We start from the raw sequence: 13,873 nt of genomic DNA on the forward strand, positions 1-13,873 counted from the left end.
TGCGCAACGCCCTGGCTTTGGTTGCGGGTTTGCCCCGACCTCTGCTCTGCGTATTGATGATCAGAGTACCTGTGCCACGTTGGCAACGCCCGCCATAACCGCTGAGTTGTGGATCGAAAACTTTCGTCGTTTCGGGTCGAATATTCGCAGCCAGTGCTCATTGAGCACTCAGGTGGCAAGTCAGTTTCAAGCGAGTCTGCAAGCACATAATGGTGTTGATGCAGCACACACGGCTACTCGCAATGAGTTGTTGATAGCGACGTGGCCGGAGGAAACCCCTGAGGAGTTGCCGATAGAAGCTTTTTTCTACAACGCATCGCTTGGAGGTCTGTTGAATGCGCAATCGCTACGTCATGCGTACGCTTTGAAAACTTCGTTGCGCCTGCCGATTGTCAGAGTCGATTTTTCAGTCGCAGACCGGAATATATTCAGTTTGCGTGAAGCGGACCAAGTGGACGGCTGGGACGTAGCGGCAGAGTTAAATGCTCGCTACAACGACCTGACCTATGAGTGCGCAGGGCAAGCAGCGTACTACTGCAATGGCGTCCTCGCTCGGATGGTGGGCTACGGTGCAGGTTTCCATTCCTGGAATCCCAATCCATCCAGCAAGACCGCTGTCTCGTTCAGTTTTTGGCGACGAGACATGAAAATGACCCATGCTGTTTATGGCGGCGCTGCAGAGCAGGGTTTTGTATTCAGACAAGCCGAATATTATGGGACGCAAGGAATTTACCCTTTAGTGCTTTTATGTTCTTTCCCTTATGACGGGGGCACGAGTATAAGAGCTGACAAAGGGTGCGGAGATACGCCCGGTTATTTTCCCGTCACCAGTCGTCCCTGCAGCCAGCAGGGCATAAATACCGTTGCTGCGTGGAGCGCCCACTATTTTTCGCAGCCGGTTGAAGGTGCGAAAAGATTTTACCATCAGTGCGGTTTTGAGTCAGATCAGGAAGGGTTTGCGCTAAGTCTCCTTAGCAGAGTTGATCCTCAAGCTGAATTGCCGTCACATCAACACAATGAAGTTCTTATTGATACCTGGCCACAAAATAGCCAAGCCCTTCCGATCGAGGCCTTTATTTATATTTATGATCAGAGCAGGATGCTGGCAGGCTTGGCGGGCGCGCAGTTTATTCAAAAGGACTACTACCGCGAGAATAGAATCGCGGTTCCCGTTGTGAGCGTCGCGTTCAGGACGGGCGGGGCTAATATTTTTAGCTATCACCCCAGCGATCAGGCTATCTCATATTGAAGATGCCTGAGCATGGCGATCTGCCAATGCGGTGTCAGGCTATTACTCCGCAGGCAGCGCCAGCCGCTGCCCTGCCATCAGTAGCGACAACCGGCTCAAGCTGCTCCAGGGCGAGCCCACCGCCTGACCTTTGATCTGCGCATCGATGCGTTGCGCGTCCATCAGCAGTTCGGCCCAGCGTTTGGCCGAGTAGCGTTGCAGAGCCTTGCTCATCAGCGGTTTGCGTTTGTCCCAGATAGGCGGACGGGCCGAGCTGAACGCCTTGTCCAGTGGCATGCCCTGACTGAATTGCAGCGCAAGATTCGCCAATACTCGCAGCTCGCGAGATAGCGCCCAAAGAATGACCGGTGGCTCGACACCTTCGCCGCGCAGGCCCTCAAGCATGCGCAAAGCGTGTGAGGCCTCGCCGTTGAGGATGGCATCGGTCAGTCCGAAAACGTCAAAGCGCGCACTGTCAGCTACCGCAGCCTGTACGGTCTCGACCGTTATCTGGCCTTCTTCGGCCATCAGTTTGAGTTTTTCGATTTCCTGAGCTGCGGCCAGCAGATTGCCTTCGACTCGAGCCGCTATCAGTTCCACAGCATCCTGAGTCGCAGCCAGACCGGACTGAGAGAGACGCTGGCGAATCCACTGCGGTAGTTGCCCTGCATCCACCGGCCAGATCTGCACAAACTGGGTTTGTGCGCCTTCTACCAGTGCCTTGCCCCATTTGGTTTTCTGCGCGCTGCCATCAAGCTTGGGCAGGCTGACCAGCAGCAGCGTGTCTTCGGCCGGACGCGAGCAGTATTCCATCAGCGCCGCAGCGCCTTTGTCTCCGGGCTTGCCGGAAGGAAGGCGTAGCTCCAGCAGGCGACGTTCGGCGAATAGCGACATGCTAGCCCCGGCCTGTAGCAGCGTGCCCCAGTCAAAGCTGGAGTCGGCGCTGAAGACCTGACGCTCATCAAACCCTTGCTGCCTTGCTGCGGCTCGAATGGCATCGGCGGCTTCCTGGCAGAGCAACGGGTCGTCACCGCTGACTATGTAGACAGGCGACAGCGTGCCTTGCAGGTGTTTGCCGAGTTGGGCGGGGGCGAGTTTCATCTGAAATTCCTCGTTATCCCTGATACCGCGCCATCAAGCAGCAAACACCGGGTCTTTGCAGGAGTGAGCTTGCTCGCGATTCGGTCTAACCGTCGCCAAATTGCTGACGTGGAAAACGCTATCGCGAGCAAGCTCACTCCTACGAAAAAAATGCGTTTCAATTGAGATGTTTGCATTTTTAGACGGCTAATAAAACGCGGGGCCAGCAAAGAGCTGGCCCCGAACATTTTTAGCGGGAAGGGATTTCGATCGGCGATTGTTGTGGTGTTTCGTCGCGAATACGTTGTGCAGCTTCCAGTGCATCGGCTTCTGCCTTGGCAACGGCATCAGCCTTGGCTTGTAGCTCGTCCAGTTTCGCCGGGGTCAGTTGTTGCAATTGAGCCATCAGATTCCGGATGAGGTCATTGCGCATTTCGTTACGAACCTGATCGGCCTGAAGATCAGAACCGATCAGATTGTTGCCGTCATGCACGTAGATCTTTTCAATCTGGACCTTGCGATTCAGCAACTGGCGATTCTGACTGCCGTTGATTTCATAGTTAAGCGTGGTGTTCAGGGTGTACTCGGTCGAACGGCCCGAGCCTCCCGAGCTCGCAGTACGCTGAGTTTCCTGCTCATCGAGAATCACCAGCTTATAAGGGGCACCGGTGTAGACCTTCACGCCGCTACCTTCCAGAACCTGACGCAGTTGCACAACGGTTTTACCGTAGGCATCACGTGCGCTGAGGTCCAGCTCCTTGATGGAAAGCTGGTTTTCGCCAGTACCACGCAGCTGGAAACCACAGGCACTCAACAGTACCGCGAGGCCCATAACCAGCAAATTGCGTTTGATCATCTTGATGCTCCCCTTGAATCCGTTTGGGTCGACTGTGCGAGCCCACGAAATATGTTCAGCGCCCGATTATGGTCGGGCGCTCGATCCCATCAGCTTGCGACGATATTGACCAGTTTGCCGGGCACTACAATGACTTTGCGGATGGTCAGGCCATCGACGAAGCGCAATACGTTTTCGTTGGCTCGGGCAGCTGCTTCGACTTCTTCGCGGGTTGCGCTGGCAGGCATTTCAATCTGGCCGCGCAACTTGCCGTTAACCTGGATAACCAGTTGCAGGCTGTCTTGAACCAAAGCAGTTTGATCCAGAACCGGCCAGCCAGCGTCAATCACAGGCGTGTTGTGGCCCAACTGGCTCCACAGCTCGTGGCTAATGTGCGGGGTGATCGGTGCCAGCAGCAGGGCAACTGTTTCAAGGCCTTCCTGAATCAGTGCGCGATCCTGAGTTGAAGCCTGTGGCGCTTTTTCCAGTACGTTCATCAGCGTCATCACCTGGGCGATGGCGGTGTTGAATTTGTGGTGTTGACCCACGTCCTGGCTCGCCTGCTTGATTGCCTGGTGAATGGCGCGACGAATGACTTTCTGTCCGTCGTCGAGCGAGGCGATGTCCAGCGCTGCTGGCAGCCCCTGAGTCACGTGGCTCTGCGCCAGGCGCCAGACGCGGCGCAGGAAGCGATGCGAGCCTTCAACGCCGGAATCGGACCATTCCAGGCTCATGTCAGGTGGCGAGGCGAACATCATGAACAGGCGGCAGGTGTCCGCACCGTACTGATCGATCATCGATTGCGGATCGACGCCGTTATTCTTGGACTTGGCCATTTTCTCGGTGCCACCGATCTCGACGGGCAGGCCGTCACTGATCAGTTTGGCGCCGATGATCTTGGCCTTGCTGTCGCGTTCGAGCTCGACGTCAGCCGGATTGAACCAGGTCTTGCTGCCGTTGGCTTCAAGGCGATAGTAGGTTTCAGCGATCACCATGCCTTGCGTCAGCAGGTTTTTGAACGGTTCGTTCGAAGTCACCAAGCCTTCGTCGCGCATCAGCTTATGGAAGAAGCGCGCATACAGAAGGTGAAGGATTGCGTGTTCGATACCGCCAATGTACTGATCAACCGGCAGCCAGTGGTCGGCAGCGGCAGGATCGACCATGCCACCTTCGTAGTGAGGCGAGGCATAACGAGCGTAGTACCACGAGGACTCCACGAAGGTGTCCATGGTGTCTGTTTCACGCTTGGCCGGTGCTCCACATTTAGGGCAGCTGCACTCGTAGAATTCAGGCATGCGCGCCAATGGCGAACCAGCGCCGTCTGGTACGACGTCTTCAGGCAGTACAACCGGCAACTGATCTTCAGGGACCGGTACGTCGCCGCAGGTGTCGCAATGCACGATCGGGATCGGGCAGCCCCAGTAACGCTGACGGCTGATGCCCCAGTCGCGCAGGCGGAATTGGGTACGTGACTGACCGAGAGTCTTCTTGGTCAGTGCTGCTTCCATCGCGTCGAATGCCGCAGTGAAATCCAGGCCATCGAACTCGCCGGAATTGATCAGCGTGCCGTGCTCGCCGTAAGCCGCCTGCCATGGGGCAGGTGTTTCGTCGCCAGCGCTGGTACGAACGACGGCCTTGATTGGCAAGTCGTATTTGGAGGCAAACTCGAAGTCACGCTCGTCGTGCGCAGGGACTGCCATTACAGCGCCGTCGCCGTAATGCATCAGCACGTAGTTGGCGACCCAGACTGGCAGCTTTTCACCGGTCAATGGGTGCTCGACGAACAGCGAGGTCGGCAGGCCTTTCTTTTCCTGAGTAGCGACGTCTGCTTCGGCGACGCTGCCACTTTTGCATTCGTTGATGAACGCTTGCAGCGCAGGATCGTTTTGCGCGGCCAGGGTAGCCAGCGGGTGCTCAGCGGCCACTGCGACGTAGGTCGCGCCCATCAAGGTGTCTGGACGGGTCGTGAAGACTTTCAGCGCACCGGCTTCGCCAATGGAAGCCTGGTCGTACGGGAACTGGACTTCCATGCCACGGGATTTACCAATCCAGTTGCGTTGCATGGTTTTGACCTGCTCGGGCCAGCCCGGCAGCTCGTCGAGACTCTCCAGCAGCTCATCCGCATAAGCGGTGATCTTGAAGTAGTACATCGGAATTTCGCGTTTTTCGATGATCGCGCCCGAGCGCCAGCCGCGCCCGTCAATGACCTGTTCGTTGGCCAGAACGGTTTGATCAACCGGGTCCCAGTTGACCGTGCCGTTCTTGCGGTAGATCACGCCTTTTTCGAACAGGCGTGTGAACAGCCACTGCTCCCAACGGTAGTAGTCCGGCTTGCAGGTGGTGACTTCGCGGGACCAGTCGATCGCCAGACCGAGGCTTTTCAGCTGGGTCTTCATGTAGGCGATGTTTTCGTAGGTCCACTTGGCAGGCGCGACGTTGTTTTTCATCGCGGCGTTTTCTGCCGGCATGCCGAAAGCGTCCCAGCCCATTGGCTGCAGCACGTTTTTACCTTGCATGCGCTGGTAACGAGCGATCACGTCACCGATCGTGTAGTTGCGCACGTGCCCCATGTGTAGCTTGCCGCTAGGGTAAGGAAACATCGATAGGCAATAGAAAGTGTCCTTGCCTGGCTGTTCACTGACTTCAAAAGACTTTTGCTCGTCCCAGAAAGTTTGGGCGGCGGCTTCGATTTCGCGGGGCTGATAGAGTTCGTGCATGGCTACTTTTTACTAAAGATTGGTGACCCTTGACCTCTTCGTTGCATCGCCGATTCAGGTCGGCACCGCTGCCGGGCAATGGAAACTGCCTGTGCGGTGCTTTCAAGCTCGAGCGAGCGGAAGTGGAATTACAGGAAGCGCCGTAGCATACATGAGCGCCGACTATCGAGGGAAACGCTGATTGCGTGGCTGATCGCTCGATAGCGCCTGCTCATCGGCATGCGGCCGCCGTTTGTCGCTGCAATGCACCGGTTTTGACAGCGGCGCTAAGCTCAATGACGAGGGTATGTTTTATCTTCGATGAGGTGAGAGGGGATGACAGAGCTGCAGCACATAGCGACAACTCATGAACTGTATGAACGGTTGATTAATCGGCTTGGTCTTGCTCTGGAAACGGCAGATATTGCAGTGCGACTTCGTGACGAGTGGCCTGAAGAGCTGGAGCTCCGCGGCTTGAGTCGTGCCGAGTTCGATTTGATTGAAGCCTACTTGAACAGTGATGCCGTTGCGGCAGGTGGTGAAGTGAACCTTGACGTAAAAAGCAGTTTCATCGTTTTGCGAGAACTCGCCGAGTCGGTATCGATACCGTCGCATTCAGCCAAGGTTATCTGGCTGGAGGATAAAAGGCGTGCCATGACATTGGCAAAATTGAACCGTCACAGCTCGAGCAATTTTTTCAGGCGTTAATCTTCGTGGGCTACGGGCCTGCATCATAAGCATTGTTGCTTAGCGTCAATCCTTCTAGGCTTCGGGCATCTTCTGGAGATGCCCAATGCCTGTCCGATACCTGCTTAAATCGCTGTTACTGCCGCCCGGCATTTTCTTCGTTCTGTTCCTGTTGGCTTTTTACCTGCGTCGCTCCCGGCCGAAGCTAGCTGTGGCGTGCTTTACAGTAGCTCTGGGCGGTCTGTGGTTGATGAGTTTGCCGGTCGTTGTCGAAACCGCCGCACGTAGCATCGAGCAGATTGCGCCCTTGTCGCGCAGTGAATGGGCAACCTTGGCGCAACGGGCTGACGCGATTGTGGTGCTGGGATCGGGGCGCGAACGTAATGACCCAAGTTGGGGGGCTGATATCCCGACAGGCGTAGCCCTTGAGCGTATGCGCTATGCGGCGAGACTGGCCAAGGCTTCAGGCCTGCCGATTTTGACAACGGGTGGCTTGCACTATGGCGAACCGCCTAGCGAAGCGGCAATTATGGCGGAGTCTCTGGAAAACGATTTTGGCGTGCAGGTGCGCTGGCAGGAGGGCTTGAGCCGTACGACGTGGGAAAACGCGACGATGACGGCTGCCGTCCTGCAGCCATTGGGTATCAAGCGGGTTGTGATCGTGACCCAGGCATGGCACATGCCGCGCGCTCAGTGGAGCTTTGAAAAAGCCGGTTTCACAGTGGTAAGTGCACCTGTTGGTTTTTTAAGTGCCGACAACGCTCGCGTGTTCGGTGGCTGGTTACCGGAGAGCCGGGCGATCTGGCAGAGCGGACAGTTGCTTAATGAAGCGGCGGGGTTGCTGGTTTATCCGTGGGTTTATCCCTAAAACGAACCTTGTAGGAGCTGCCGAAGGCTGCGATAGCGGTGTATCAGGGAGATCGCTATCGCAGCCTTCGGCAGCTCCTACAGATTTCCTTACACCGTCTTGGAAATCCGGCTCGCCACCAATGCCCAGCCGATCAGCAGCGCACAGACAATCGCCAGTGGCCATGAGCGCCAGCGCAGGTAGGGTGTCAACTCCTGCATGGGCACTACTTCGCCATACATCACACCGCGTTCGAATTGCGGGATCTGCGTAGTGATCTTGCCGAACGGGTCGATCAGCGCCGTCACGCCATTGTTGGTAGCGCGGATCATCCAACGACCGGCTTCCAGTGCCCGCATCTGCGCCATTTGCAGGTGTTGGAGCGGGCCGATGGAGGTGCCGAACCAGGTGTCGTTACTCACCGTCAGCAGCAATTGGCTTTGCGCTGAAAGCCCTGCGGCGAATTCCGGATACACCACTTCATAGCAAATGAATGGTGCAATCTGATATCCCCTGGCTTGCAACATTGCCTGATCGCTGGGGCCACGGGCGAAGTCGGACATCGGCAGGTCAAAGAACGCGATCAGGCCACGCAGCAGATCCTGTAACGGAACGTACTCGCCAAAGGGCACCAGCTTCTGCTTCATGTAAGTGCCCTGACCCTCGCCGAGTACAGTAATTGCGTTGTAGTAGCTATAGCTGCCGCGATCATTGGGCTCACGCAGTGGAACGCCGGTAATCAGCGCCGAACCGCGTTCTGTCGCGAACTGCCCGATCATCTTCAGGTAACCCTCGGCAGAACTTTTGAGTACCGGCACCGCCGTTTCTGGCCAGATGATCAAATCGGCCTGCTGGGATCGGAAGGTCATGTCGCGATAGAGCGCCAATTGCGCATTAAGCTGCTCGGGGTCCCACTTCATGTGCTGTTCAATGTTGCCTTGAATGGCAGCAACTTTCAGCGGTGCGCCAGCAGGCGATGTCCAGGCATGGTTTTTCAGTGCGAGCGCGGTAATCCATGGTGCGACCAGCAATACCACGCCAATCGCCAGAAAGGACTTGCGTGCCCTTAATCGTGAAAGGTTGCACAGCAGCGCAGCGGTTAATGCCAGTGCGAAGGACACCAGCCACATCCCGCCAAGCGGCGCGAGGCCGGCAAGTGGGCCGTCAAGCTGACTATAACCGGAGTAGAGCCACGGGAAACCGGTGAGGAACCAGCCGCGAAACGCCTCCTGAACCAGCCACAAGGCAGCGAAAGCCAGTGCGTCAGCCAATGGCGCTTCATTGCGGCGAATCCAGCGTGCCCAGAGCCAGGCGGGCAGGGCAAAGAACCAGGCGATGCAGGCAATGAACAACAGCATCAGGAGCCCGGCGAGCAGAACCGAAGCACCGCCGAAGTTGTGGATACTGACGTAGATCCAGCTGGTGCCAGCGCCGAACAGACCAAAGCCGAAGCACCAACCCCGACCCAGTGCCTGGCGCGGGCTCAGATGACGTAAGCCGAGATAAAACAGGGCCAGCGCCACCAGTGCCAGTGGCCAGATGTCGTAAGGTGCCAGAGCAAGGGTGGTAAGCGCGCCAGCCACCACGGCCAGCAAGTTACCGGGCCAGCCGGGGTGGGTGATCCAGCGCATCTACATTCCTTAAAGCGGGGAAGCGTTACGTGCGGTTGATAGGGCTCAAACGCAGCAAGTGAATCCGACGGCTGTCAGCGTTGAGAATCCGGAAACGGTACGCGCCGATTACGGTGATTTCATTACGCTTGGGCAGATGGCCGAAAGCGCTCATCACCAAGCCACCAACGGTGTCGAATTCATCATCAGAGAACTCGCTGTCGAAAAACTCGTTAAAGCTTTCGATGGGCGTGAGCGCCTTGACCAGGAAGTCACCGCTAGGCAGCGGTTTGATGTAGCTGTCTTCCTCGACATCGTGCTCGTCTTCGATATCGCCGACGATCTGCTCCAACACGTCTTCAATAGTGACCAGACCGGCCACACCGCCGTATTCGTCGATGACGATGGCCATGTGATTGTGGTTGGCGCGGAATTCACGCAGCAGTACGTTCAGGCGCTTGGATTCAGGAACAAACGTGGCGGGGCGCAGCAAGTTTTTGATATCGCCTTCGCCGCCGTTTTCCTTGAGGATCAACGGGAGCAGGTCTTTGGCGAGCAGCACGCCGAGCACGTCGTCGTGGCTTTCGCCAATGACGGGATAACGGGAGTGCGCCGCGTCGATGACGGCGGGCAGGAATTCGCGTGGCGTCTGGCTGGCCTTGATGCTGATCATCTGCGAACGCGGGACCATGATGTCCCGAACTTGCAGGTCAGCCACTTGAATGGCGCCTTCGACGATAGCCAGCGCTTCGCTGTCCAGCAGCTTGTTCTGGTGGGCTTCACGCAGAAGCTCAAGCAGCTCCTGGCGGTTTTTCGGCTCATGGGCAAAAGCCTGGGTGAGCTTACCCAGCCATGACTTTTGCCCGTTGCTCGATCGATCTTCGCTCATAGCCCTTACTCGTTGTCCTTGCTTGGTGTTGCTGAATGTGGAGGTTCGTCGTGTTCGTCATCGGCATAAGGATCGGGATAGCCCAACTCCTCAAGCAACGTTCGTTCCAGCGCTTCCATTTCCTCGGCTTCTTCATCGTCGATGTGGTCGTAACCCAACAGATGCAGACAACCGTGAATGACCATGTGCGCCCAATGCGCATCCGCAGCCTTGCCTTGTTCCGTCGCCTCACGGGCAATCACCGGGGCACAGATGACCAGGTCGCCGAGCAGTGGAATATCCAGCATGTCGTCGGGCACGTCAGCCGGGAACGACAGTACGTTAGTCGCGTAATCTTTGTGCCGCCAAGTGTGATTAAGCTCACGACCTTCGGTTTCATCCACCAGCCGGATGGTCAGCTCGGAGTCAGCGCTGCGCTGACGCAGGCCCATTTCGCACCAAAGGCGGAACTGGGCTTCGCTTGGGACACTTGCTTCACTTGCCAGTTGCAGGTCCAGCTCAAGCATCGCGGCGGTATTCCCGAGAGGAATTGGTCGTGGCTTGTGGCGCATCGCTGTTGCGGTCTTCGAAGCGCTCGTAGGCTTCGACGATGCGTTGTACCAGCGGGTGACGAACCACGTCCTTGGGCTTGAAGTGCGTGAAGCTGATGCCCGGCACGTCCTTGAGCACGTCGATGACATGGGTCAGACCCGACTTGGTGCCTTTTGGCAGGTCGACCTGAGTGATGTCACCGGTGATCACTGCGGTAGAGCCAAAGCCGATACGGGTCAGGAACATCTTCATCTGCTCGACTGTGGTGTTCTGGCTTTCGTCGAGAATAATGAAGCTGTTATTGAGCGTGCGGCCGCGCATGTACGCCAGCGGTGCAACTTCAATAACCTGCTTTTCAATCAGTTTGGCGACGTATTCGAAGCCCAGCATTTCGTACAGCGCGTCATAAAGCGGGCGCAGGTACGGGTCGATTTTCTGTGCCAGATCACCGGGCAGGAAGCCAAGCTTTTCACCTGCTTCAACGGCCGGTCGCACCAACAGGATGCGTCGGATCTGTTCGCGCTCAAGCGCGTCCACAGCACAGGCCACGGCAAGATAGGTCTTGCCGGTACCGGCCGGGCCGATGCCGAAGTTGATGTCGTTGCCAAGGATTTCTTTGACGTAGCGCTGCTGATTCAAACCGCGTGGGCGAATCATGCCTTTTTTGGTACGCAGGGCCACGCCTGGGTCGGCAGCCGGATGATTATCCAGCTCTTGCTCGCCGGATTCCTGCAGGAACAGGTGAACCATGTCCGGCGACAGTTCGGAGCTTTTGGCTTCCCGATACAGGCGGCGCAACAGGTTTTCGGCTGAGGTGGTTTGAGTGGGGTCGCCAATCAGCTCGAACTGATTTCCGCGGTTACGGATCTCGATGTTCAGGCGCTGCTCGATGAGACGCAGATTCTCGTCGAGTTGGCCGCAGAGATTTGCGAAGCGATAGGCCTCGAAGGGTTCGAGGGTAAAACGATGTGGTTCGACTTGTACGTTCAAGGTCGTTTTTAGCCGCCCTGGGGCAATTAAGGTGAAACGAAGGATAAACCCTGTGACCTGTGGGCGAAAGCTCTGACTTGATAAAGGTTACGCAACGGTCGGCGGATCTGGCCCTGTAGGAGCTGCCGAAGGCTGCGATTGCGGTACGCCAGACATATCTGGTTCGCAGTCTTCGGCAGTTCCGGCACGAGATAACCCTTATTGCAGCAACGACCCGCGCAGCGAGTGCGGCTGGGCGTCGTCGATATGCACGTCAGCGAATTGGCCGATCAGCTTGGGGTTATCGCAACGGAAATTCACGATCCGGTTGTTCTCGGTGCGGCCCTGCAGTTCACCAGGATCTTTTTTCGAATAGTCGGTCACGAGGATGCGCTGGGTGCTGCCGACCATTTGTCGGCTGATCTCGAAGCCTTGTTGGTTCAGGCGGTGCTGAAGGGCGGCCAGGCGCTCTTTTTTCAGTGCTTCAGGCGTGTCGTCCTTCAGGTCCGCCGCTGGCGTGCCGGGGCGAGGGCTGTAGATGAAGGAAAACGAGAAGTCGAAGCCGACATCGGCGATGAGCTTCATGGTGTTTTCATGGTCTTTTTCAGTTTCGCCCGGAAAGCCAACGATGAAGTCAGAGCTGATGCTGATACCCGGCACGGCAGCTTTGAGCTTGCGCAGCCGGGACTTGTATTCAAGCGTGGTGTGGTTGCGCTTCATCGCCGCCAGAATACGGTCCGACCCCGACTGAACCGGTAAATGCAGGTGTTTGACCAGCTCCGGTACCTCGGCATGTGCCTGAATCAGGCTGTCGGAGAATTCCAGCGGGTGCGAGGTGGTGTAGCGGATGCGGTCGATACCGTCGACTGATGCCACCACGCGGATCAGGTCGGCAAGGTCGGCAGTGCGGCCGTCGTCAGTGGTGGCACGGTAGCCATTCACGTTCTGACCCAGCAGCGTCACTTCACGCACGCCGTTTTCAGCCAGGTGAATCACCTCTGCCACGACGTCATCAAATGGACGGCTGACCTCTTCGCCACGGGTATAGGGCACCACGCAAAAGGTGCAGTACTTGCTGCAGCCTTCCATGACTGACACATACGCGCTCGGGCCGTCGACACGTGGCTCGGGCAAGTGGTCGAATTTTTCGATTTCCGGGAATGAGACATCGACCTGCGGCAAGCGTGTGAAGCGCGCCGCATCAATCATTTCTGGCAAACGGTGCAGGGTTTGCGGGCCAAATACCACGTCCACGTAGGGCGCGCGATCCCGAATGGCCGCGCCTTCCTGGCTGGCGACGCAACCGCCGACAGCGATCACCATCTCCGGGTTGGCCAGCTTCAGCTCACGCCAGCGGCCCAACTGCGAGTAGACCCGGTCCTGAGCGCGTTCGCGGATTGAACAGGTATTGAGCAGGATGACGTCTGCATCTTCCGCACGAGCGGTGACTTCCAGGGCTTGATGTTCGCCCAGCAGATCGACCATGCGCGAGCTGTCGTACTCGTTCATCTGGCAACCGTGGGTTTCGATATAAAGCTTCTTGGCCATGCGTCCGTCATCAGGTGGTTCAAAGAACCGCGCATTATAGTGGCGACGGTCTCTGCTTCCTAGCGTCCTCTACCGAACGGGCATGCTATAGTTCGCGCCCTCTTTTATGCCCCCGATTCTTACCCGCCCTTTATGACCAAACGCGAAGCTCCAATCTACAAAGTGATTTTCCTTAACCAGGGCCAGGTGTTCGAAATGTACGCCAAGCAGATCTATCAAAGTGATCTGTGGGGTTTCCTTGAAGTAGAGGAATTCGTCTTTGGCGAGCGCACGACCGTTGTGGTGGACCCGAGCGAAGAGAAGCTCAAGGCGCAGTTCGAAGGTGTCGTACGCAGCTTTGTGCCGATGCATTCAATTGTGCGCATCGACGAAGTCGAGCGGATCGGCACGCCAAAGATCAGCGAAGCACGCGGCACCAGCAACGTGATGCCGTTTCCGATGCCGATGCCGGATAAGTAAGTTTTCGTCCCTTTGAGCCTCACTTTCCTGCGCTGGACTGCGCCTCGGTAAATCGCGCGACAAGGTTCTGATTGGGCTTTTGCTCCCGGAGAACCTTCACCGCGTGGCTCAAGCGCTGTAATTCCTCACTGGGCTTTGCCCATTGCACTTCTGGCAGCGGCTCGGACCAGCTTTTCATCGTGTCCGGAATGACTGCACGACCGATGCTTTTGATGCGGCGGATTTCCCATTCGGTGAGGTAGTTGGGCAGGGTCCACAGGGTCAGCACGTGGTAGGTGTACCACCAGAACGGATAAAAGAAGCCAACCTCGCGATTCTTGCGACGCCGCCGCATGCGTTCTCGCGCGTTGTAAAACGTATGCAGACCTTCGTGAGGCGGATCGCCGGGATTTTGCAGTTCAAGCGGGTCCTGAATTTCCTTCAGGGTGTGAACCTCATATTCCATGTACGCCCGAATCGCCTCCCAGTTGCACACCGCCAGATCAAACCCGGCA

Annotated in this window: 12 protein-coding genes and 1 pseudogene; 4 read left to right on the top strand and 9 right to left on the bottom strand. The window is 57.0% G+C overall.

Annotation, left to right across the window (positions count from 1 at the left end):
* Positions 1-1,249: hypothetical protein (locus AUC60_RS12970; protein WP_158099121.1), on the top strand; the 1,249-nt coding region annotated here is incomplete at its 5' end.
* A gap of 42 nt (positions 1,250-1,291) precedes the next feature.
* Here the strand turns inward: AUC60_RS12970 and holA are convergent.
* The 3 genes from holA to leuS form a co-directional block, all read right to left on the bottom strand.
* Positions 1,292-2,329, bottom strand: a complete 1,038-nt coding sequence (gene holA, locus AUC60_RS12975; RefSeq protein ID WP_087267662.1) for a DNA polymerase III subunit delta — start codon at positions 2,327-2,329, stop codon at positions 1,292-1,294.
* Positions 2,330-2,558: 229 nt separating this feature from the next.
* Positions 2,559-3,164, bottom strand: a complete 606-nt coding sequence (locus tag AUC60_RS12980; protein WP_087267665.1) for an LPS-assembly lipoprotein LptE — start codon at positions 3,162-3,164, stop codon at positions 2,559-2,561.
* 89 nt (positions 3,165-3,253) lie between these two features.
* Complete coding sequence (gene leuS, locus AUC60_RS12985) at positions 3,254-5,860, bottom strand: leucine--tRNA ligase (protein WP_087267667.1); 2,607 nt, start codon at positions 5,858-5,860, stop codon at positions 3,254-3,256.
* 315 nt (positions 5,861-6,175) lie between these two features.
* Between leuS and AUC60_RS12990 the strand changes: the two genes are divergently transcribed.
* A complete protein-coding gene (locus AUC60_RS12990) occupies positions 6,176-6,547 on the top strand; it encodes a hypothetical protein (RefSeq protein ID WP_087267671.1) in 372 nt (123 codons plus the stop codon).
* 85 nt (positions 6,548-6,632) lie between these two features.
* Entirely contained in the window at positions 6,633-7,394 is a 762-nt protein-coding gene (locus tag AUC60_RS12995) for a YdcF family protein (protein WP_087267674.1), read from the top strand.
* A gap of 89 nt (positions 7,395-7,483) precedes the next feature.
* On the opposite strand, the gene lnt is transcribed toward AUC60_RS12995, so the two are convergent.
* From lnt to miaB, 5 genes are all read right to left on the bottom strand, one after another.
* Positions 7,484-9,004: an apolipoprotein N-acyltransferase gene (gene lnt, locus AUC60_RS13000; RefSeq protein WP_087267677.1), complete on the bottom strand. Its 1,521-nt coding sequence runs from the start codon at positions 9,002-9,004 to the stop codon at positions 7,484-7,486.
* Positions 9,005-9,029: 25 nt separating this feature from the next.
* The gene (locus AUC60_RS13005; protein ID WP_087267680.1) at positions 9,030-9,872 is read right to left on the bottom strand and encodes an HlyC/CorC family transporter; all 843 of its coding nucleotides are present in this window, start codon (positions 9,870-9,872) and stop codon (positions 9,030-9,032) included.
* Between the two features lie 5 nt (positions 9,873-9,877).
* Positions 9,878-10,378, bottom strand: coding sequence for an rRNA maturation RNase YbeY (ybeY, locus tag AUC60_RS13010; protein WP_087267682.1), 501 nt, complete (start codon positions 10,376-10,378; stop codon positions 9,878-9,880).
* Positions 10,371-11,393: a PhoH family protein gene (locus tag AUC60_RS13015; protein WP_087267684.1), complete on the bottom strand. Its 1,023-nt coding sequence runs from the start codon at positions 11,391-11,393 to the stop codon at positions 10,371-10,373. The genes ybeY and AUC60_RS13015 overlap by 8 nt, the downstream gene beginning before the upstream one ends.
* Before the next feature lie 198 nt (positions 11,394-11,591).
* Positions 11,592-12,920, bottom strand: a complete 1,329-nt coding sequence (gene miaB / locus AUC60_RS13020) for a tRNA (N6-isopentenyl adenosine(37)-C2)-methylthiotransferase MiaB (protein ID WP_087267687.1) — start codon at positions 12,918-12,920, stop codon at positions 11,592-11,594.
* Positions 12,921-13,052: 132 nt separating this feature from the next.
* On the opposite strand from miaB, the gene AUC60_RS13025 reads away from it, so the two are divergent.
* Positions 13,053-13,379, top strand: coding sequence for a DUF1820 family protein (locus tag AUC60_RS13025; protein WP_087267690.1), 327 nt, complete (start codon positions 13,053-13,055; stop codon positions 13,377-13,379).
* Positions 13,380-13,398: 19 nt separating this feature from the next.
* Here the strand turns inward: AUC60_RS13025 and AUC60_RS13030 are convergent.
* Positions 13,399-13,873, bottom strand: a pseudogene (locus AUC60_RS13030) (hypothetical protein); the annotation flags it as partial.

The organism is Pseudomonas caspiana (genome assembly GCF_002158995.1).
In the GTDB taxonomy this organism is placed as follows: Bacteria; Pseudomonadota; Gammaproteobacteria; order Pseudomonadales; family Pseudomonadaceae; genus Aquipseudomonas; species Aquipseudomonas caspiana.

Bases quoted from the DNA above. Each gene is read 5' to 3' on its own strand.
- AUC60_RS13025 (WP_087267690.1), top strand. From the start codon at position 13,053: ATGACCAAACGCGAAGCTCCAATCTACAAAGTGATTTTCCTTAACCAG.
- AUC60_RS12980 (WP_087267665.1), bottom strand. From the start codon at position 3,164: ATGATCAAACGCAATTTGCTGGTTATGGGCCTCGCGGTACTGTTGAGT.
- AUC60_RS12990 (WP_087267671.1), top strand. From the start codon at position 6,176: ATGACAGAGCTGCAGCACATAGCGACAACTCATGAACTGTATGAACGG.
- ybeY (WP_087267682.1), bottom strand. From the start codon at position 10,378: ATGCTTGAGCTGGACCTGCAACTGGCAAGTGAAGCAAGTGTCCCAAGC.
- miaB (WP_087267687.1), bottom strand. From the start codon at position 12,920: ATGGCCAAGAAGCTTTATATCGAAACCCACGGTTGCCAGATGAACGAG.
- holA (WP_087267662.1), bottom strand. From the start codon at position 2,329: ATGAAACTCGCCCCCGCCCAACTCGGCAAACACCTGCAAGGCACGCTG.
- AUC60_RS13005 (WP_087267680.1), bottom strand. From the start codon at position 9,872: ATGAGCGAAGATCGATCGAGCAACGGGCAAAAGTCATGGCTGGGTAAG.
- lnt (WP_087267677.1), bottom strand. From the start codon at position 9,004: ATGCGCTGGATCACCCACCCCGGCTGGCCCGGTAACTTGCTGGCCGTG.
- leuS (WP_087267667.1), bottom strand. From the start codon at position 5,860: ATGCACGAACTCTATCAGCCCCGCGAAATCGAAGCCGCCGCCCAAACT.
- AUC60_RS12995 (WP_087267674.1), top strand. From the start codon at position 6,633: ATGCCTGTCCGATACCTGCTTAAATCGCTGTTACTGCCGCCCGGCATT.